The organism is Amycolatopsis nalaikhensis (genome assembly GCF_030264295.1).
In the GTDB taxonomy this organism is placed as follows: Bacteria; Actinomycetota; Actinomycetes; order Mycobacteriales; family Pseudonocardiaceae; genus Amycolatopsis; species Amycolatopsis nalaikhensis.
In genome coordinates, this window is the sequence record NZ_CP127173.1 from 2,213,003 (window position 1) to 2,232,890 (window position 19,888).

Annotated in this window: 20 protein-coding genes; 5 read left to right on the plus strand and 15 right to left on the minus strand. The window is 71.4% G+C overall.

The features are described from left to right. Nucleotides 1–14: 14 nt before the first annotated feature. Nucleotides 15–218 (minus strand): cold-shock protein, encoded by a 204-nt coding sequence (locus QP939_RS10835; RefSeq protein ID WP_003097368.1) that lies wholly within the window; start codon nucleotides 216–218, stop codon nucleotides 15–17. A gap of 457 nt (nucleotides 219–675) precedes the next feature. On the opposite strand from QP939_RS10835, the gene QP939_RS10840 reads away from it, so the two are divergent. The 4 genes from QP939_RS10840 (at nucleotide 676) to QP939_RS10855 (ending at nucleotide 3,410) form a co-directional block, all read left to right on the plus strand. Beyond that, nucleotides 676–1,887 (plus strand): L,D-transpeptidase, encoded by a 1,212-nt coding sequence (locus tag QP939_RS10840; protein WP_285456546.1) that lies wholly within the window; start codon nucleotides 676–678, stop codon nucleotides 1,885–1,887. A gap of 194 nt (nucleotides 1,888–2,081) precedes the next feature. After that, on the plus strand, nucleotides 2,082–2,369 hold the full coding sequence (locus QP939_RS10845; RefSeq protein WP_285456547.1) for a hypothetical protein: 288 nt from the start codon (nucleotides 2,082–2,084) through the stop codon (nucleotides 2,367–2,369). A 4-nt stretch (nucleotides 2,370–2,373) separates the two neighbouring features. Next, nucleotides 2,374–2,928, plus strand: a complete 555-nt coding sequence (locus QP939_RS10850) for a SigE family RNA polymerase sigma factor (RefSeq protein ID WP_285456548.1) — start codon at nucleotides 2,374–2,376, stop codon at nucleotides 2,926–2,928. A 5-nt stretch (nucleotides 2,929–2,933) separates the two neighbouring features. After that, nucleotides 2,934–3,410, plus strand: a complete 477-nt coding sequence (locus tag QP939_RS10855; RefSeq protein ID WP_285456549.1) for a hypothetical protein — start codon at nucleotides 2,934–2,936, stop codon at nucleotides 3,408–3,410. Between the two features lie 336 nt (nucleotides 3,411–3,746). On the opposite strand, the gene QP939_RS10860 is transcribed toward QP939_RS10855, so the two are convergent. Beyond that, complete coding sequence (locus tag QP939_RS10860) at nucleotides 3,747–5,081, minus strand: MFS transporter (protein ID WP_285459709.1); 1,335 nt, start codon at nucleotides 5,079–5,081, stop codon at nucleotides 3,747–3,749. A gap of 234 nt (nucleotides 5,082–5,315) precedes the next feature. On the opposite strand from QP939_RS10860, the gene QP939_RS10865 reads away from it, so the two are divergent. Continuing rightward, the gene (locus tag QP939_RS10865) at nucleotides 5,316–5,903 is read left to right on the plus strand and encodes a PaaI family thioesterase (RefSeq protein WP_285456550.1); all 588 of its coding nucleotides are present in this window, start codon (nucleotides 5,316–5,318) and stop codon (nucleotides 5,901–5,903) included. A 63-nt stretch (nucleotides 5,904–5,966) separates the two neighbouring features. Here QP939_RS10865 and QP939_RS10870 read toward each other — a convergent pair whose 3' ends face one another. From QP939_RS10870 to QP939_RS10930, 13 genes are all read right to left on the minus strand, one after another. Beyond that, on the minus strand, nucleotides 5,967–8,645 hold the full coding sequence (locus QP939_RS10870; RefSeq protein WP_285456551.1) for a serine/threonine-protein kinase: 2,679 nt from the start codon (nucleotides 8,643–8,645) through the stop codon (nucleotides 5,967–5,969). Between the two features lie 55 nt (nucleotides 8,646–8,700). After that, on the minus strand, nucleotides 8,701–9,672 hold the full coding sequence (locus QP939_RS10875) for a glutamate ABC transporter substrate-binding protein (protein WP_285456553.1): 972 nt from the start codon (nucleotides 9,670–9,672) through the stop codon (nucleotides 8,701–8,703). Further along, nucleotides 9,669–11,090 carry a GlnX family signal transduction membrane protein gene (locus tag QP939_RS10880; RefSeq protein ID WP_285456554.1) on the minus strand — a complete coding sequence of 474 codons (1,422 nt, stop codon included), beginning with the start codon at nucleotides 11,088–11,090 and terminating at the stop codon, nucleotides 9,669–9,671. Before QP939_RS10880 ends, QP939_RS10875 begins: the two co-directional genes overlap by 4 nt. Before the next feature lie 94 nt (nucleotides 11,091–11,184). Then, nucleotides 11,185–11,814 carry a response regulator gene (locus QP939_RS10885; protein WP_285456556.1) on the minus strand — a complete coding sequence of 210 codons (630 nt, stop codon included), beginning with the start codon at nucleotides 11,812–11,814 and terminating at the stop codon, nucleotides 11,185–11,187. Then, nucleotides 11,811–12,938 (minus strand): sensor histidine kinase, encoded by a 1,128-nt coding sequence (locus QP939_RS10890; RefSeq protein ID WP_285456558.1) that lies wholly within the window; start codon nucleotides 12,936–12,938, stop codon nucleotides 11,811–11,813. The genes QP939_RS10885 and QP939_RS10890 overlap by 4 nt, the downstream gene beginning before the upstream one ends. A gap of 9 nt (nucleotides 12,939–12,947) precedes the next feature. Next, the gene (locus QP939_RS10895) at nucleotides 12,948–14,210 is read right to left on the minus strand and encodes a GAF domain-containing protein (protein ID WP_285456559.1); all 1,263 of its coding nucleotides are present in this window, start codon (nucleotides 14,208–14,210) and stop codon (nucleotides 12,948–12,950) included. Nucleotides 14,211–14,294: 84 nt separating this feature from the next. Beyond that, nucleotides 14,295–15,167: an alpha-ketoacid dehydrogenase subunit beta gene (locus QP939_RS10900; RefSeq protein WP_285456561.1), complete on the minus strand. Its 873-nt coding sequence runs from the start codon at nucleotides 15,165–15,167 to the stop codon at nucleotides 14,295–14,297. Nucleotides 15,168–15,178: 11 nt separating this feature from the next. Next, a complete protein-coding gene (locus QP939_RS10905) occupies nucleotides 15,179–15,988 on the minus strand; it encodes a thiamine pyrophosphate-dependent dehydrogenase E1 component subunit alpha (RefSeq protein WP_285456563.1) in 810 nt (269 codons plus the stop codon). After that, the gene (locus QP939_RS10910; protein ID WP_285456564.1) at nucleotides 15,985–17,019 is read right to left on the minus strand and encodes an ATP-NAD kinase family protein; all 1,035 of its coding nucleotides are present in this window, start codon (nucleotides 17,017–17,019) and stop codon (nucleotides 15,985–15,987) included. Before QP939_RS10910 ends, QP939_RS10905 begins: the two co-directional genes overlap by 4 nt. Nucleotides 17,020–17,136: 117 nt before the next feature. Next, the gene (locus QP939_RS10915) at nucleotides 17,137–17,361 is read right to left on the minus strand and encodes a heavy-metal-associated domain-containing protein (RefSeq protein WP_285456566.1); all 225 of its coding nucleotides are present in this window, start codon (nucleotides 17,359–17,361) and stop codon (nucleotides 17,137–17,139) included. A 64-nt stretch (nucleotides 17,362–17,425) separates the two neighbouring features. Next, complete coding sequence (locus QP939_RS10920) at nucleotides 17,426–17,629, minus strand: cold-shock protein (RefSeq protein ID WP_004563013.1); 204 nt, start codon at nucleotides 17,627–17,629, stop codon at nucleotides 17,426–17,428. 207 nt (nucleotides 17,630–17,836) lie between these two features. Beyond that, on the minus strand, nucleotides 17,837–18,010 hold the full coding sequence (locus QP939_RS10925; RefSeq protein WP_285456568.1) for a hypothetical protein: 174 nt from the start codon (nucleotides 18,008–18,010) through the stop codon (nucleotides 17,837–17,839). Nucleotides 18,011–18,213: 203 nt separating this feature from the next. Further along, nucleotides 18,214–19,872 (minus strand): thiamine pyrophosphate-binding protein, encoded by a 1,659-nt coding sequence (locus QP939_RS10930; RefSeq protein ID WP_285459710.1) that lies wholly within the window; start codon nucleotides 19,870–19,872, stop codon nucleotides 18,214–18,216. Between the last annotated feature and the right edge of the window lie 16 nt (nucleotides 19,873–19,888).

Sequence of the window (19,888 nt, forward strand, 5' to 3'; positions counted from 1 at the left end):
GCAGAGGGCCTGTCTCAGATCGCGCGGACCTTCTGGGCCTGCGGGCCCTTCTGGCCCTGGCCCACCTCGAACTCCACTCGCTGGTTCTCCTCGAGGGTGCGGAATCCGCGGCCCTCGATCTCCGAGTAGTGCACGAACACGTCGCCTTCGCCGCCGTCCTGCGCGATGAAGCCGAAGCCCTTCTCCGCGTTGAACCACTTCACAGTGCCTTGCGCCACCGCTGTACTCCTCGTTACACAGATCCGCTTCGAATGCCACCGAAGCGGCACCCCGACCGTCCCGGGCGGTTCCAACGAGACGAGTCAAGAGCGTGTCGGCTCCATGGCTCGCGTCAGAAGTTCCGCGAGTGTGAAGCCACGAACACGCAAAACGACGGCCTGAGAGCAGACTACCGGGATCTGGCCAAAGTTGAACCCCGTGATCGAGGCGAAAACCGGCTGTGCGCACCAAGGTCACCGGAACGTCGTAGGGCTCCGGGCCACGTTCTGTCAGACCCACCGGATAGTCTTGCGCAGCACAGCGACACCGTGATCACCGGATACGGCTCGGAGTCGGTTGTGCCCCCTCCGTTAAAGCCCCCGTGGACGACTGTGACCTTAGTCACTCGGCGCGTGCTCAACGTTGCCGGTCCGCGGGACGTCTCGGAGAGGGGAAGCACCAAAGGGGCAAAGGGGAATGGGTGTGACGGTCAGGACTTCCACGCGGCGCCGGGGCGCGGCTGTGGTTTTGGGGTTGGTCGCGGTACTCACGCTGGGGGCGTGCAGCAGTGAACCGACGGTGTCGGCGAGCGGGACGTCGGGCGGGGGCCCGACGCAGCCGCCGGCGCAGACCGCCCAGCCCGCGAAGCTGACGGTGACGCCGGCCGCCGGCGCGCAGGACGTGCCGCCCGGCGAGCCCGTCGGGGTCCAGGTCGCCGACGGCACGATCCTGTCCGTCACGCTGACCAACCCGGACGGCAAGCAGGTCCAGGGCCAGACGTCGGCCGACAAGAAGAGCTGGAGCACCACCGAGCAGCTCGGCTACGGCAAGACGTACACGTGGTCCGGCCAGGCGCAGGGCGCCGACGGCAAGAACGTGCCCATCGGCGGCGCGTTCACCACGGTCAAGCCGAAGCGGCAGATGTCGGCCAGCCTGAACGTCGGCGACGGCCAGACGTACGGCATCGCGATGCCGATCGCGCTGACGTTCCCGAGCCGCGTCACGGACAAGGCGTCGGTCGAGAAGGCGCTGTCGGTCGAGACGACGCCGAAGACCGAAGGCTCCTGGGCGTGGCTGAACGGCGACACTTCGGTGCACTGGCGGCCGAAGGAGTACTTCAAGCCCAACACGCAGGTGAAGGTCAACGCCAAGATCTACGGCGTCAAGATCGGTGACGGCGTGTACGGCAAGCAGGACGTCTCGGCGAGCTTCACCATCGGCCGTTCGCAGATCGTCAAGGGCAACACCACGCAGCACACGATGCAGGTCATCCGCGACGGCCAGCAGATCGCCGACTACCCGGTGAGCTACGGCCTCGACTCCGACCCGGGCCGCGTGACGCACAGCGGCGTGCACGTGGTGATGTCGAAGCACGCGACGTACTCGATGAGCAACCCGCGCTACAACTACACGGACGTCAACGTGCCGTGGGCGGTGCGGATCTCCAACAACGGCGAGTTCATCCACGGCCTCGCGGCGTCGGTTTGGGCACAGGGCAAGAAGAACATCTCGCACGGCTGCCTGAACCTGTCCCCGGCGCGGGCGAAGGAGTACTACGACGGCGTCCTGGTCGGCGACCCGGTGGAGATCACCGGCAGCACCCAGACGCTGACGGCCAAGGACGGCGACTACAGCGACTGGACCTACGACTGGGCGAGCTGGCAGAAGCTGTCGGCCCTGGCGGGCTGACGCCGTCGTCGAAGACCACCGAGGAACACCGGGCGGCCGGGAAGTCCACTGGGCTTCCCGGCCGTTCGCGGTTTCACCGCGCGAACGCTTTCGGGGCCGGCGGGAAATTCGATGCAACCCCGGTGATCACCCACCGCATGACTAGGGGCAGAGGCGCGGCGATCCCGGCCGCGCCCGCGAGAAGAGGAGCTGTCTTGCGCATCCGCATCGCCCTGACCCTCGGCGCGCTCGTGCTCGCCGGTGGCGCCCTGACCGGTGGTATCGCGCTGGCCGACCAGTCGCAGCCCGCGCCGCCGACCACCGCGCGGCCCTCCGAGGCGCCGTCCGCGGTCCCGACCGTCACCCGCGCTCCGCTGCCGCCGACCGCCGCTCCCGCGCCGCGGGAGACGACGCGGCCCGCGCGGCCGCAGCGCGTCCCCCGCGCCGTGCCCGCCGGCCCGACCGGTGACCTGCACCTGCCGGCCGTCGGGGTGTCCCGGTAGCCAGGTGATCTCCCGCTCCCGTCCGTCGACCGGGCCGGGCTCGCCGTGGGACGGCGAGTTCGCCCGGTACTTCGGCGAGCGCGCGCACAGCCTGCGGTCCACCGCCTTCCTGCTCTGCGGCGACTGGCACCAGGCCGAAGACCTGACGCAGGCCGCGCTGCTCAAGCTGTACCTCGCCTGGCCGAGGCTGTCGCGCCACGACGCCTTGGACGCCTACGCCCGCAAGGTCGTGCTGCGCACGTTCCTCGCCGAGCACCGGCGCAGCAGGTGGAAACGGGAGCGGCTCACCGACACCCCGCCGGAGCTGCCGGCGGAACCGGCCGCGAGCGACCAGGACGCTCTGGTCCGGCAGGCGTTGGCCGTCTTGGCCCCCAAGCAGCGCGCCGTGCTGGTGCTGCGGTACTTCGAGGACCTGAGCGTCGAGGAGACGGCGAAGGCGCTCGGCTGCAGCACCGGCACGGTGAAGAGCCAGGCCTCCCGCGGCCTGGCGACGCTGCGCGCCCGGCTCGGCCCGCACTACGGTGCGCTGACCTTCAGCGCGTCCACGGAGAGGAGGTGACGAACATGGACCCCGAAGACGACGTCCGCGCGTTCCTGACCGGCGCGGCCGGTGGCGCGCAGCCGCCGATGCGCCTCGAAGCCGCCGACGTGATCGAGCGCGGCGGCCGGGTCCGGCGACGGCGCAAGCGCTTCGCCGTCGCGGGCACTTCGGCCGCGACGGCGGTGATCCTCGCGGTGGCCGGTTTCCTCGCCGGTCACCGCGTGGGGCCGCCGGACCCGGTGCAGCCCGCCGACCCGGGGTTGTCCACGCTCGGCACCACCTCCCCCGCGCCGACGCCGGAGGAGGTCCCGGCGACGTCGGTCGCGCCACCCGCGGCCGAGCCGGAACGCACGTCGGCGGGGCGCTCGCCGCGGTCGGCTCCGCTGCCGCCGACGGCGAGCCGGTCGGTGCCACGGGCGCCGTCGACCACGTCGCGGCCTTCCGTCGGCCCGACGGAGAACTCGGCGCCGCCGACGCCGGAGACCACCACGAGCCGTTAGCGTTTCCGCAGGTCAGCGACGTGGTACAGATCACCGCTCCGAAGTGGGTTCCTGACGAAATACCCGGCCCGGTCGTGGCGATATGCCGGGTGGTGTTCCGATCGGACACCGCAGGAACTGCTCAGCCGGACGCGGTCCGGCCCGAGAAACCGAGGAGGAAGCACATGGTGCTCGCCGCACTGATCGTCGAAACCGGAATCGCTGTCGTGGTCGCGGGTGCGCTCGCCGCTTGGTCCCGCAAGCGCTTCACTCCTCGGAGCGACGCGAACTGACCTCAGCGCGCACGTGTGCCCCGCCCGGTGATCCGGACGGGGCACACGTCTATCGGGCGGCCGCTCAGCGCTGAGCGGTCGCGGAAGCCAGCTTGCTGCCGCTGTCCTCGGTTTCGATCTGGTCCATCGGCACCTGCGACGTCTCCGGGATCTTGATGATCGGGATGATCGCGATCAGTGCCGCCGCCATCAGGTAGTACGCCGGCCAGTCCTCGTTGCCGGTGCTCTTGATCAGCGCGGTCACGACGACCCCGGCGGTGCCGCCGAACAGCGACGTCGAGATGTTGTAGCCGATCGCGAACGAGCCGTAGCGCACCCGCGTCGGGAACATCGCCGGGAACGTCGAGCCGATCACCGCGAGGATGAAGACGAGCAGGATCGCCACGACCAGGAACCCGACGAACAGCCACAGGATGCTGCCGGACTGCATCAGCTTCAGGCTGGGCCAGCTGAGCACCAGGAACCCGATGGCCGCGGTGAGCAGCAGCGGTTTCCGGCCGATCCGGTCGGACAGCGCCCCGAGCGGGATGATGATCGCCATCTGGATGACCTCGACGGCGATGATGATCAGCGTCGACGTGTTGTCGTTGATCTTCAGCGTGTCCGTGAAGTACGTCGGCATCGTCGTCAGCAGCAGGTAGTCCGCGACGTTCAGCAGCAGCACGATGCCGATCAGGTTGAGGATCATCCGCCAGTTGCGGACGAAGATCTCCTTGAGCGGCGCCTTCTGCGGTGCCTCGCCCGCGGCTTCCATCCGGCGGAACTCGGGGGTGTCCTCGAGCTTGTTCCGCAGGTAGAGCCCGATCAGGCCGAGCGGCAGCGCGACGAAGAACGGGATCCGCCAGCCCCACGCGTCGACCTGGTCGGCCGACATGGACAGCGTCACCGACAGCACCACGAGGTTGCCGAGGACGTACCCGCCCAGCGTGCCGAGCTCGAGGAAGCTGCCGAAGAAGCCACGGCGCTTCGTCGGCGAGTACTCGGCGATGAACGTCGCCGCGCCGCCGTACTCGCCGCCGGTGGAGAAGCCCTGGATGATCCGCAGCAGCAGGATCGCGATCGGGGCCGCGATGCCCATGCTGTAGCTGCCGGCGTACGTCGGCAGGACGCCGACCAGGAACGTGCAGCCGGACATCAGCAGGATCGTGATGGCGAGGACGCGCTTGCGGCCGATCTTGTCGCCCAGCGGGCCGAAGAACGCCCCGCCGAACGGCCGGACGATGAAGCCGACCGCGAGCAGGGCCAGTGACTTCAGGACCGCGTTGCCTTCGCCGGGGAAGAACAGGCTGCCGATGCTGGCGGCGATCGCCCCCGAGGTGAAGACGCCGTAGTCGTACCACTCGGTGGCGTTCCCCATGGCGGACGCCCACACAGCGCGCTTGACGGTTCTCTCGTCCACTGACGGCTTGCCCGTCGTAGCTGCTTCGCTCATGCCGGCGACGACCTCCTCCGTACAGTGCCCATCGGGCCGTTCGAGCTCATCAGCCCAGTCTTAACCGGGTCTCGCGGGTCGGCAGTCTGAGCCGAAATTTTTCTACGGTGGGGAACTTTCCGGCTACTGAGAGGTATACGTTGCTCGCATACCGCGCGGGTCGGGCGCGGACCGTGTCTACCGGCGAGTTAACGTCAGCGCATGAGTCGTGTTTCTCAACCCTGGCCGCCGGTCCCGGTGGAGCCGGCCGAGCCGCACCCCAAGGCGCCCGCGCCGGGCACCGAGCTCGGGGTGCACTTCGCCGAGTGCTTCGGCTGCGGTGACGAGGCCGACGCGGGCCTGCACCTGCGCTCGACGGTCGGCGAAGGCCAGGTCGTGCACTCGCGGTTCACCGTGACCGCGGCGCACCAGGGCGCGCCTGGCCTGGCCCACGGGGGCCTGCTGGCCTGCGCGTTCGACGAGGCGCTCGGCTCGGCGGTCGGCAACCTGATGCGCCGTCCGGCGGTGACCGGCAAGCTCGAGACGGACTTCCGGCGCCCGGTGCCGGTCGGCACGACGCTGTTCATCGAGACCCGGCTCGACGGCATCGCGGGCCGCAAGATCTACGTCAGCGCGGACGGGCGGCTCGACGCCGCGGACGGCCCGATCGCGGTGAGCGCCCGCGCCCTGTTCGTCGTGGTCGGGTTCGAGCACTTCAGCACCCACGGTGACCCGCAGGCGCTGGAGAAGCTCGCCGCGCAGCACGAGAAGAACCAGCGTCAGCGCGGCGACTGGGAGATCAACCCCTGATCCCGCGCCGCCGCCTCGTGAGTGTTTAGGGCGGTTAGAACCGCCCTAAACACTCACGAGCGGTCAGGTGAGGGTGCGGGGGCGGATGGCGTTGGCCCGGTCGACCAGCTCGACGCGCTGTTCGACCGTGGTCGCCAGCCGCGCCAGGGCCCGGTAGCAGCGCTCCAGCCCGAACCGCAGCTCACGCTCTTCCAGCGAACACCCGAGCACGCGCGCGCCCGGCGTCGGACGGCCCGGGTTCGGCCCGCGAAGCCACTCGAAAGCGGCTTCGAGGACGCCGGCGGTGAGCCGCGTCTGGCGCTCGACGTCGAGGCGGAGCCGCTCGAGCCGGGCCGACGCGTCGAGCAGGTCGTGCTCGGTGACCGGGGTCTCGCGGCCGTTGGCCTTGGTCGCCGTCGTCTTGATCTTGATGGCCGCGACCTGGGCGTCGACGTAGTGGGTCGAGGACGGCGGCACCGTCTCGAGCACTTCGACCGCGCTGGAGCGCGCGCCCTGCGCCAGGTAGACGCGGGCGAGGCCGAAGGCGGCGCTGACGTACGTGCGGTCGGTCCGCCAGACGAGCTCGTAGAACCGCGCGGCGGCGAAGTAGTCCCCGACGCCTTCGGCGCTGACGCCGAGCGCGAGCTTCGGCGCGATCTCGCCGGGCAGGTCGTCGTACACGGCTTCGAACGCGACGTGCGCGACGCGGGAGCGGCCGCCCGCGAGCTCGATCAGGCCGCGGTACCAGTCGATCCGCCAGTCGTGCGGGAAGCCGTTCTTGATCGCCAGGTACTGCGCGGCCTGCAGCTGCCGCTGCGCTTCGGCCAGCTCGCCGAGCTCGATGCGGGCGCGCACGATCCGCAGCCGCACCTCGATGGACTCCCGCGGCGCGCCGGCGAGTGCCTCGATGGCCCCCCGCGGGTCGAGCGCGGTTGTGGTGGCGAGCACGCCCGCCGCCGGGTCGTCGGTGTCGACCTGCGGGATCGGCAGGCCCGCGACGACTTCGTCGGCACCGGGCAGTGACACGCTCTGGCCGGCTTCGGGCACCACCAGGTGCACGCCGAACGTGCGGCTCTCGGGGCCGAACACGGTGGACGCGCCGGGCCGCGGCTTGCCGGTGCCGAGCGCCATGATCTCGCGCAGCACGCCGGTCAGCTGGTCGGCCATCTCCTCGGCGGAGAGGAACCGCCGGTCCGGGTCGGCGTGCGTCGCGCGCCGCAGGAACCGGTAGTAGGAACCGAAGAGCGCGAACAACGGGACGGCGTCCGGGCCGGGCAGCGTCGTCTTGAACTTGGTGGTGTAGCCGGTGAACTCGAAGCTCAGCACCGCGAGCGTGCGCCCGACGGTGAACAGGTCCGACGCCACCGACGCGCCCTGCTTCGCCAGTTCCGGCGCGCTGTAGCCGGTGGTGAAGAACAGCGGGCTCTCGTAGTCGTCCATCCGGCGGACCGCGCCCAGGTCGATCAGCTTGAGCTGCTCGTTGGTCTGGATGACGTTGTCCGGCTTGAGGTCGCAGTAGAGCAGGCCCTGGCTGTGCAGGTAGCCGAGGGCGGGCAGGATCTCCAGCCCGTACGCGATGACCTGCCCGATCGGCAGCGGCTCCGGGCGGCGGCTTTCGCGGTGGTGCGCCAGGGCGAGCTGCCGCAGCGACTGCCCGCCGACGTACTCCATGACGATGTAGCCGACCGTCGTCCCGCTGCGGGCGTCCGGGTGCTGCACGAAGTTGTGGATCTTGACGATGTTGGGGTGCTCGACCTCGGCGAGGAACCGCTGTTCGTTGGCCGCGGCCGCCATCGCGGTCGCGTCACCGGTGTCGATCAGTCCTTTGAGGACGACCCAGCGGTCGCTGACGTTGTGGTCCTGCGCCAGGTAGATCCAGCCGAGACCTCCGTACGCGAGCGCGCCGAGCACTTCGTACTGGCCGCCGACGAGCTCGTGCGGCTGCAGCTTCGGCAGGAACGAGAACGGCGCGCCGCAGTTGTCGCACTTCCCTTCCGCCGCACCGGGTTGGCCGTCCTTGCCGCGGCCGACCTTCGCGCCGCAGCTGCCGCAGAACCGCTTTTCCTCGGACACCACGGGGTTCGTGAGCACGGCCGACGCGGGGTCGCGCGCGGGCACCGGCGGCACCTCGACCAGCCCGGCGCCGAGGCGGCCGCGGCGGGACCGCGACGTCCGGGACGACGTCCGCCGCGAAGTGCCGGGGAACGCGCCGGGCCCGGAGCCCGAACCGCTGCCGGTCCCCGTGCCGGTGCCGGTTCCGGTGTGGCGGCCTTCGCTGGTGCGTTCGGGCAGCACGCTTTCGGTGCCCGGGTCGGGCAACGGCGTGCCGGGGCCGGAATCGGGGCGCGGCGCCGGCGGCATGATGCTCTGGGTTTCCGGCGCGGGCGCGGCGAGCACGCTCGTCGGCTGCGGCGCGTCCGGGTCCGGCCGCACGGCCTGCGTCGGCGGCGCGACCGCCTGCGTCGGCTGGACCGGCGGCAGGACGGGGTTGATGCTGCCCGGCGGGCGCGTCGGGTCTTCCGCGCCCGGGATCGGCCCGCGCGCGGGGGCGGGCTGGCCGCGCGGCGGCGTCGGCGGGCGGCGTACGGGCGCGTGGATGACGGTCTCTTCCCCGCCCGACGGCGCACCGTCGTCGAGGCGGCCGGAGATCGACGGCTCCGGCGTCTCCCACCGCACCGGTGGCGGCGGCTGCCAGCTCGGCGTGGCCTGCTGCGGCTCGTCGTCCGGCGCGGCGTGCCGAGGACGGCGCGGCTCCTCCGACACTGCTACCTCCCAGATCCCCGGCGACGTGCGGGGATCGATCCTAGTCGCGACCGGCTCACTGGTACTGCGGCGACGGCGGCGAGGCCGGCCCCAGCGACGGCTCCACCCAGCGGCGGTAGCTGTTCTGCCAGGCGCCGCCGTTGCGGATGTTCTCGAGCACGGCGTTGACGTACCGGACCATGTCTTCGTGGTCCTTCGGCACGCCGATGCCGTAGTTCTCCTCGGTGAACTGGTCGCCGACGACCTGCAGCGTCGGGTCCTGCGCGGCCATGCCGGCGAGGATGGTGTCGTCGGTCGAGACGGCTTCGACCTGCCCCTGCTGGAGCATCACCAGGCAGTCCGACCAGTTGTCGACCGAAACGGGGATCGGCTTCGCCGGGTCCGTCGCGATCTTCGCCAGCGACGTCGACTTCTTCGTCGCGCAGATCTTCTTGCCGCTCAGGTCGGCGAGCTTGGTCGCCTTCGACTCCTTCGCGACCAGGATCCGCTGGCCCGCCTTGTAGTACACGGAGGAGAACTGGACGTCCTTCTTGCGCGCGCAGGTGATGCTGTAGGTCCGGGCCACGATGTCCACCTGGTGCTTCTTCAGCACTTCCTCGCGTTGCGACGACGGGATCGCGCGGAACTGCACGCGCCCCTCCGACGAGCCGAAGATCGCCTTGGCGACCTCGTTGACCATGTCGATGTCGAAGCCCTCGAGGTTGCCCGAGGTGGGGTTGCGGAAGCCGAACAGGTAGGTGGTCTGGTCGACGCCGGCGACCAGCTTGCCGCGCTTCTTGATCTCCGCCATCGTCGAGCCGTCGGGGATGCTCGTGCCGTTCGGCGCGAGGCTGGCCAGCGGGTTGCAGCTGGTGTCGGCGCCGCCGCCGGCGGTCGCGTCCGGGCCGCCGACGTGCGCGGGCTGCGGCCAGGCCGCGTTGCTGACCGGCGCCGGGTCGACCGGTTTCCCGGGACTGCCGCAGGACGCCGCCAGCAGCGCGACGACCGCCAGCACACCCGCCCGGACCGTGTTCCCCCGCCTGCTCACCGGTACTCCCTCAGTCGTTCCCGGATCCCCATGGTGACACCCGCGGCGGCGACGACCGCGAGCACGGCGAGGCCGGGCGCCAGCAGCGTCAAGGCGAGGTCGCCGTTGTGGGTGTCGTCGAGGAACTCCTGCCTGCCGACGTCGATCGCGGCCTGGAGGCTGTCGTCGACGCGCCGGAACGCCGGCGCCGAGCCGTCGGGCTTGTCCTCCAGCACGGCGAAGTCGACGGCCTCCTGGTACTGCCCGGAGTCGTCCAGGGCGCGTACCTGGGTGTGCGACTTGATCCACTCGCTCGCGGCCTTCGTCGCGTCGGCGACCTTCGCGGCGCCTTCGCCCTCCTGGATCAGGCCGCGGGCTTCGCCGAGCAGGCCGCCCTGGCCGTCCGGGCCGACGAGCTGGGCCGCGTTGGTGCCGAAGTCCTTCTCGTACGCCGCGCCGTCGCCGCGGGCGACCAGCGTCAGCGTTTCGTCGGCGCGGGCCTGCAGCGCGGCGATCCGCGCGCGGACGAGCACGTCGACGCGGTGCGAGCCGTCGTCCTGGCCGCTGCCGACCAGGCTGCCCTGCACGATCAGCGCGACGGCGCCCCACAGCAGGGAAACCACGACGGCGGCCGTCGCGACGACGAGCCCGACGTTGAGCAGCCGGTTGGTGCGCCGCGTGAGGTAGACCTGCGCGGCGATGAGCGCGGCCAGCAGGGCGACGACCAGGATCGTGGCGAGCCACGGGAAGCCGGTCGCGCTGTCCTGCTCTTCGATGAGCCGTTCGGTGTCGACGCGGTAGAGGTCCTGCGCGGCGGGCAGGATCTTCGCCCGCATCAGCTCGGAGGCCTCGCGCAGGTAGGACGCGCCGACCGGGTAGCCGAGCCGGTTGTTCGCCCGCGCGGTCTCGACGAGCCCGGTGTAGACGGGCAGCTGCTGGTTGAGCATGTCGACCGGCGCGGCGGCGTCGGCGACGTCGGCAGCGTCCGAGGCCGCCTTCGCGAGCGCGGCGCCCGCTTCGGCGATGTCACGTTCGTAGCGCTGACGCAGCTCCGGCGGTTCGGTGCCGATCGAGAGGAACGCGCTCGCCGCGGTCGCGTCGGCGTCCGAGAGCGAGCGGTAGACCTGCTGCGCCGCCGCGGCGAGGGGCTCGCGGTGGTCGATGACGCCGGAGATCGTGTCGTCGCGGTCCTGCACCGAGAGCGTCGCGACCAGGCCGGCGACGAGCGCCAGCAGCACCAGCCCGACGGCGATCACGGTGAGCCGGCCCGGGGTCGTCGCGGCGGACCGGACGATCGCGCGCACCCCCTGGCCCGGCAGGTCCAGCAGCCCGAGCAGGCCGCTACGGCCCCCGGCGCGGTCGCGGTGCTCCGGTGGCGACGGCGGCGGGGGTCCCGGCGCGGGCGCCTTGGGACCCGGGGCCGTCGCTGTGCTGGTCATCCCCGATTCCTCCCCATGAAGCATCCTCGCAGAAGGTAGCCGAGTCGCGGTGCGCGCAGCCACCGGCACCGCCCGCCGTCATCAGCACGTGATCTCAGAGGCAGTGCGTCAACGCGTATCTGACGGCCTCGGCGCGGTGCCGCGCGCCGATCTTCGCGAACGAGTTGTTGATGTGGGTTTTGACGGTGGCTTCGCCGATGTACAGCTCGGTGGCGATCTCCGGGTTGGTCAGCCCGCGCGCGACCAGGCCGAGGACCTCGGCTTCGCGGGCGGTCAGCCCGGCCGGGCGCTCGGGTGCGCGCTTCGGCGCGGCGAGCGCTTCGACGAGCCGGTCGGAGACTTCGGCGGCGAAGATCGCGTGCCCGGCGGCCGCCGACCGGAGCGCGGCGGCGATCTCGGCGCGCCCGGCGTTCTTGGTCAGGTAGCCGCGGGCGCCGGCACGCAGGGCGTCCGCGATCGACGCGTCGTCGGCGTACGTCGTCAGGACGACGACGGCGGTGCCCGGGTGGTCGCGGCGGATCCGGCGGGTGGCCTCGACGCCGTCGAGCCGCGGCATCCGCAGGTCCATCAGCACGACGTCGGCCGGGTGGGTGTCGACCGCCTCGACGGCTTCGAGGCCGTTGCCCGCTTCGCCGACGACGTCGACGTCGTCGAACAGGCCGAGCAGGGCGACCAGCCCTTCGCGCACCACCTGCTGGTCGTCGGCCACGACCACCCTGATCAACTCCGCACCTCCGCGAGCACGCGCCAGTGGCCGTCTTCCGGGCCCGAGGTCAGCGTGCCACCGGCGAGGGCGAGCCGCTCGCGCATCCCGGCCAGTCCGAAACCTTCACCTGTCCGAGTGAATTCAGTTCGCGCATTGCGGACGTCGAGCTTCACCGCGCCGGGTTCGTAGCTCAGCCGCACGCGGATGTCCTCGCCCGGCGCGTGCTTCCCCGCGTTCGTCAGCGCTTCGCGGGCGATGCCGACCAGCGCGACGACCACGGCGGACGGCAGCGGCCTCGGCTCGCCGTCCGTGTCGAAGTCGACCGTGACGCGGTGGTCGCGGGCGTGCGTGGCGGCGGCCGACGCGAGCGCGTCGGCCAGCGGCAGCACGTCCCGGCGCAGCGCGGTGACGGCGTTGCGCGCCTCGACGAGCCCGTCCGCGGCGAGCCGCCGCGACCGCCGGATCGACGTCAGCGCACCGTCCACATCGGACCGTTCGGCGAGCAGTGCTTCGGCGAGTTCGAGCTGGACACCCAGTGCGCCAAGGGAATGCGCGAGGACGTCGTGGATCTCCCGGGCGATGCGCGTGCGCTCGTCGAGCGCGGCGGCGCGCGCGTGCTCGGCCTGCGCGACCCGCGTCTGTTCGAGCAGGGCCTCGGCTTGGGTGGCCTGGACCTCGTACTGGCGGCGGTTGAGCCCGATCAGCACGAGCAGCAGCATCACGCCGGGGTCGGCGAGGGCTTCGCCGAGCGAATGCCCGGCGAGCAGGTGCGACGCGACCGCGAGCGCGATGTCGAGCAGGCCGATGCCGAGGATCGCGCCGACGCTGACGGTGGTGAGCGTCGCGAGCCGCCCGAGCGCGATGACGGACAGGATTATCGCCGACGAGTCCCCCGCCCAGCCGACGATCGCCGCCGGCAGCGTGGCCGACGCGGCGAGCAGCGCGGCCGCCGTCTTCGGCCGGCGGGAGGCGAGGGCGACGAAGCCGAGCCAGCACGCGCTCGCGACGCCATAGCAGGTCCAGATCCACGCAGCGGGTTCGCGCGCGGTCAGCAGCGTCCCCGCGACGAAGAGCGTGCCGAGCAGCTGCACGACGAGCCAGGTCGGCGCGATCGTGTCCGGCAGCGAAGGCCGTTTCGGCAAGCCGCCCCCTCAGCCGCGGATCGCCGGGGCGAGCGAGTGCGGCAGCACCGCTTCGGGTGTTGGCGGCTGCCGGACGACCACCTCGACGTCGTCGGCGAAGCGGTACGGCTTCGCGCCGAGGATGCCGCCGAAGTGGCGGCGCAGCCGGGACATCTCCGCGCGGACGGTCACCGTGCGGTTCGCGTCGCCGAAGAGGTCCGAGGAGAGTTCGGACGCCGAACGGCCGTCGCGGTGCTTCGCCAGCACGTACAGCATCTCGGCGTGGCGTGGGCTGAGCCGGTGCGTCCACGTCCCGGCGGCGCCGGTCACGGTCAGCTCGGGCTCGCGCGGCGACCGGACGTCGAGGACGACGCGGGTGGGCGGCGCGGCCTCGTTCTCGACGAGCCGGATCAGCCAGCCACCCGGCACCGGCTCGACGGCGCAGTTGCCGTAGGCGGGCAGCCACACGCCGCCGGGTTTGAGGCCGGCGGGCAACGCGATCCGGTCGACCGGCGCGAGCCCGGCGGCCGCGGCGACCCAGCCGTGCTCGTCGGCCACGACCGCGCGCCCGCCGACCTTCGCGAGCACGGGGACGGCGAAGCCGCGAAGGCGTTCGAGCTCGGTGAGGTGAGCGGTCCGTAGCTGGGATTCGGCGAGCCGCGTGACGGCGTCGACCAGGGCCAACGTCGTCGCGTGGACGGTCGAGGCCGGGCCGGAGAGATCGACGACGCCGAGCAGCCTGCCGTCGCGCGGGTCGTGCAGCGGCGCGGCGGCGCACGTCCAGGAGTGCTGCGAGCGGACGTAGTGCTCGGCCGAGTACACCTGCACCGGGCGGCGGGTGACGAGCGCGGTGCCGATCGCGTTGGTGCCGACGGCCTCCTCCTGCCAGTCGACGCCTTCGACGAACCCGAGCCCGTCGGCGCGCCGCCGGACCGCGGCGCTGCCGTCCCGCCAGAGCACTTTGCCGTCGGCGTCGACGATCACCATGATGTGCGCGGCCTGTTCGGCGAGGCTGATCAGGCCGCCGCGCAGGGCCGGCAGAGCTTCGGCGAGTCCGCTGCTGCGACGGCGTGCTTCGAGCTCTTCGACGTTCAGGACGGGCGCGGCGGCCCGGCTGTCGGGGTCCATGCCGAGGCGGCGCATCCGTTGCCAGGACGCGCCGATGACCGAGCGCGGGCGCCTGGGCAGCGCCTTTCCGGCCAGCGCGGCTTCGTGCACTTGCGCGAGGACACGGGCGTGCCGCCGGGGATCCACCCCGGCCGGCAACGCCGCCTCGAGGTCTCGCTGCCCCAACCGCCGCTCCTTGCGCTCTACCCCCTGAGAGTCTGCCTTTTCGGTCCGGTGATCGGAAGGTGGTGACGATCTCGCCACCTCGGGTCACCGCCGATAGGCCACAGCGGTTTTCGCGGCGTTGCGGACTTTCTGCGCGTCCGGGAGGTCTTCGAAAGCGTCGAACGACGACGTCACCATCTCGATCGGCGCCCGCAGCGACCCGAACGCCTCGTGCGCGACGAGCGCGGAGACGTCCGCGGCGAGGTTGCCGCGCGGCGAAGCTTCGTCGACGACGACCAGCCGTCCGGTCTTCTCGACGCTCCGCAGGATCGTCCCGGTGTCGAGCGGGCTGGTGGTGCGCGGGTCGATGATCTCGGCCGCGACCCCGGACGCGCGCAGCTCGTCCCCCGCCTCGACCGCCACGGCGACCATGCGCCCGAAGGCGACGATCGTGACGTCGTCGCCCTCGCGGACGACGTGCGCCTGGCCGAACGGGATCGTGTAGCTGTCACGCGGCACGTCGCCGCGGGTCTCGTAGAGCGCCTCGTGCTCGCAGAAGATCACCGGGGCGTCGTCCCGGATCGACTGGATGAGCAGGCCTTTCGCCTCGTACGGGCTCGACGGCACGACGACCGTCAACCCGGGCACGTGCGTGAAGACGGGGTACCGGCAGCGGATCACCACGGGCGTCCGCGCGGCGCGGCCGAACAACGACCGCGGCTTGGCTCCTTGGGTGAAGATCTGGTCGAAGCAGCCACCCGACGTCAGCTCCGCGACAGGCCGTTGCCCGCAGGCGGCCGCCCCGATCGCCGCGCCGACGACGGTCGCTTCGGAGGTCGGCGTGTCCAGCACCCGGCCCGGGAACTTGGGGAGTCGCCGGGTGACGTCGGCGCCCATGAGCAGGATCGACGTGTCCCGGGCCATCTCCTGCGTCAGCGCTTCGGTGATCGCTTCGCGGTAGCTGATCGTGCGGACCATGCCGGTTCCCGTCAGTCCGAGCCGGGTTCGGTCTTCGCCGCGGCCACGGAGTCGTCGATGAGCTTCGCGACTTCGGCGTCGATGTCGTCGAAGACCCGCCCGGCCAGGTCACCGCGTTCGATGACGCGGGCGCGGAACCACTCGAGGCAGTCGAGCCCGTCCGCGAAGTGCGTGAACTTGACCTCGATCAGCGTCGGCCCGCCGCCCGCACGGGCGCGCCGGACCGCCTCACCGGCGGCTTCGTGGACGGCGAAGAAGTCCAGGCCGTCGACGATCACCCCGGGAACCCCGAACCCGGCGGCCCGGTCGGCGATGTTGTCCGAGGCGACCGACCAGGAGCTGGACGTCACATCGGCGTAGCCGTTGTTCTCCGCGACGAAGATCGCGGGGAGGTTCCACGCGGAAGCGAGGTTCAGCGCCTCCAGGGTCGTCCCCAGGTTGCCGGTGCCGTCGCCGAAGAAGGCGACGCCCACACCGCCGGTGTTCTGCTGCTTGGCCGCGAGCGCGGTCCCGCAGATGAGCGGCGGACCCCCGCCGACTCCGCTCTCGCCGTGCATCGAGCCGCCGTTGCCGTGGCAGGAGCCGGCCGTGCGGCCGTAGACCTCGGCCACCATGGCCTTGACGTCGACGCCCTTGGCGATGCACGGACCGTGGCCGCGGTGGGTGACGATCGCGTCGCGGTGGTCGAGGTGCAGGCAGACACCGGTGGCGGAAGCCTCGTCACCGGCCGTTTCGCCGGTCGCGAACTCCCGGTGGACGCGTTCTTCGAAGGTGCGGATGGTGCGCATCACGCGATACGCCTCCCGCAGGGTGTCCGTCATCTCCGCCGCCCCTTCCCCGGATCGGTTTCCGTGCGCAACAGCCCTTTCCGCGCCGCCTCCGCCATCGCCGCGCGGACGTCGACGCACCACGGCCCGTCCGGTTTGAGCTCGACGAACGCGCTCTCCCCGGTCTTCAGCTCGAGCTCACGCTCGCCGTCGAGCGCGATGACACCGCCGGCCGCGGCGAGCTCGACGCGCATCCCGGGTTTGAGGACGCCCCACCCCCGGACGCCGACGGGCCGGACGAGCCCGGGCGCGATCGGCGCGTGCACGACGTACGGCGTCTCCCCGACGGGCCCGAGCTGCAGCGCGACGCCGTCCGGGCTCGACCGCGGGCTCGGGCAGAGCTGGCCGGGCACGCTGGACAGGCCGATGCCGTCCGGCTCGGCGAAGGTGCAGTACAGCTCGGTGAGCGAGGCGGGGTCCCACAGCGCCCGCGCCCCGATGTGCCTGCTCAGCGTCACGCAGACGTCGACGAGCGCGATCTCCCGCCGAGCCTTCGTGACGACTTCGAGCACGCTGACGCGGTGGGTGACGAGGTCGGGATCGATCTGCCCGGTCGCGATGAGCCCGGCGGCCAGCCCGGCGACGGTCGCCTCCCGCATCTGCGGAAAGGCGTTGTTGGTCCCGGTCGAGAGCGCGAGGATCGGCACGTCTTCGCAGGCCGCGGCGGCCACGCGCGCGGTGCCGTCCCCACCGAGGACGACGATGACCCCGGCCCCGGCCTCGACCATCCGCCGGACGGCGTTCGTCGTGTCGGCGGCGGTGCCGGTGATCGGGTCGTCGTCGCAGAAGTCGACCTTCGGCCAGGTCCCGCCCCGGCCGAGCGAACGCAGGACCGCGGCGGAGATGCCGCCGAGATCGGTCGACACGAGAGCACGGTCGAGCCCCGCCACGGCGAACGCCGCCAGCAGCCGCTGGACCATGTTCGCCTTCTCCGCGGTGGGGAACACCGAAGCTTGCGCGACCAGCCGGCGGATGTCCCGCCCCGAAGCCGGATTCGCGACGATCCCCGCCACCGTTTCACCCAACCTGACCTCCTGGTAGTCCCCAGGGGAACAGGAGACTCCGCCGTTCGGCCGAACGGAAGGGTTGCAGGGCGTTGCAGTGTGCGGATGATCTCCAGTGGACTGTCCAACCTGGAGAAACTACGGAACGAGACTGGCGGTGCCCGCGTAGGTGAAACCCGCCTCTTCGACGGCAGCCCGCACGTCGTCCTCGGCCAGCGCCGTCTCGGCACGCACGACGACCCGGCCGGCCGCGACGTCGACGTCCACTTCGGCCACTCCGGGCAGCGCCGTGATTTCTTCGGTGACCGACTGGGCGCAGTGCCCGCAGCTCATCCCGGAGACGGTGTAACCGTGCTCGATCATGCCGCGGAGCATACGAAAAGGGCCGCCACCCCGAACGGGTGGCGGCCCTTTTCCAAGATCAAAGTCAGATCACGGTGACCGACGTGGCCTGCGGGCCCTTCTGGCCCTGGCCGATCTCGAACTCGACGCGAGCGTTCTCCTCGAGGGTACGGAAGCCGTTACCCTGGATCTCGCTGTAGTGAACGAAGACGTCGCCGCCACCGTTGTCGGGGGTGATGAAGCCGAACCCCTTCTCGGAGTTGAACCACTTCACAGTGCCCTGAGTCATTAAAAATCTCCATGTGTAACACCAAAACAGGAAGCCACTTCGGCGACCCGGGTCAACACCCGGACGGTTTGCTTCCTCGGCGAGGAGACACTACGCCCGCTGAATTCCTGCGAGCGTGACTCAACACGAACACAAAAATCAAGACCTAGGCTAGTAAAGCACACCCTGAGCAGGGCGGACAAGCCGTCTTCACCCGGGAGGGGTGAGCTATTCGCCACTCGCCGGGCGAAGCCCCTCCGTCGCGAACGGCGAACGCCAGGTCGCGTCGCGGTCCGCGGCGACCACGGCGTCGTCGTGGGCCTCGGCGCTGGCGCTGAACAGCACCGGTACGACGCCGGAGGACTTCCGCGCTGGGTCGGGTGCGTGCTGGTGATCGGTCACGTCGAAACTCCCCTCGTTCCCTGCCCGCTTCGGCGCGGGTCATGACCGTGATGGTGCCACGCGGCACCGACAGAAACCGGTAGTTTCCCGCCGGGACCCGGCCGGGAAGGCTCAGTGGCGAACCACCACCGGAACACCGCCAGGATAGCTGAGCCAACGCCGTGCTACCACACGACATTCCCGGGTTTACCGAACCAAAACCCTTACTGGGCGGGAGGTTGCGGGCGCGCCTGCCCGAGCAGGGCCGAAAGCCGCACGTCCGGAGTAACGACGTCGGGATCGGTGCGCACGTCGATGACGCACGGCCGCTGCCGCACGAGCGCGCTGGCGATGATCGGTTCGAGCTCTTCCCGATCGTCCACCGTGTACCCGGCCGCGCCCAGCCCGCGCGCCCAGGAAGCGAAGTCGGTCAACGGGATCGACACCCCGGACAGCCGGCCGTACGTCCGCGCCTGGTGCATGGCGAGCGCGCCGTGCACGCCGTTCTGGAACACCACCACCATCACCGGCGCCCGGTACCGGACGGCCGTTTCGATCTCCTGGCCGGTCATCAACGTCCCGGCGTCCCCCACCATGGCTACCACGGTCCGCCGCGGCTCGGCCAGTTTCGCCGCCACGGCGGCCGGCACGGCGTACCCCATAGCGGCATTGCTCGGGCCCAGCTGGCTGCGCGGGGCCGTGAAGCACCAGTAGCGGTGCATGAACTGCGCGAAGTTACCCGCGTCACTGGTCACGATGGTGTCTTCGGGCGCGAGTTTCCGCAGGGCCCGCACGACGTCGACGGGGTGCACCCGCGTGTTCCCGCTGGTGTCGGGCGGCGTCATGAAGGTGTGGACGGCCGCGTTCGCCGCCGAAGCCCGCCGCGTCCGCGGTGAGGCGACCTCGCGCAGCTCCCGTAGGAACGGCTCGACCTCGGAGTCGACGCGGAAAGTCAGCCCCCGCCGCTTCGGGCTGACGTCGATGCCGGTGCCGACCATGACCAGCGTCTGCTGGGGCGTCGGGTAGCGGTAGGCCTGCGTCGTCACCTCGTCGAGCTGGGTGCCGAGCGCGAGCACCAGGTCGGCGCGCTCGAGCGCGTCCAGCTGCCGGGCCGGGATGCCGAGCCCGAGGTGACCGGCGTACCGCGCGTGGTTCTCCGGGAAGGCGTCCTGCCGCCGGAAGGCGTTGTAGACGGGCAGTGCGAGCTCGTCGGCGACCGCGATCAGCTCGTCGCGCGCCGACCGCGCCCGGCCCCCGACGATCACGACGGGGTACTTCGCCTCGTCCACCAGCTGCGCCACGGCGTCCGCCGAACGGCCCAGCGTCCCGGAAGCCGGCGGCCGCACCCGCGCCATCGGCTTCGCCGCGTCGTAGGGCATGCCCCAGACGTCGCAGGGCACGCCGAGCACGACCGGCCCCGGCCGCCCTTCCTGCGACGTCGTCAGCGCGTGCGCGAGCAGCCCGGGCAGCCCGTCCGGATCGGTCACCCGCAATGTCGACTTGGCGATCGACTCGAACATGGCCGTCAGGTCCGACGTCGGCAGCTCGCCGGACGAAGACGGCACCGGCTCGATCGCCGGCGTCTCCAGCAGCACGACCATCGGCGTCTCGTCCTGGTAGGCCGTCTGGACGCCGATCGCCAGGCTCGCCGCGCTCGGCCCCCGGCTGGCGAGCAGCACGGCGGGACGTTCGGTGAGCTTGCCCTCCGCCTCCGCCATGAACGCCGCGCCCGCGTCGTGCCGCGCCGAGACCAGCGTGATCTCCCGCTCGCGCTGCAGGGCGTCGAGCAGTTCCAGGAAGGACTCACCGACCACCGCGTACACGCGGCGGACACGCGCCTCGGTCAGGATCCGCACGGCCGTCTGGGCGACGGTCGCTCCCAGTTGGTATCTAATGAGG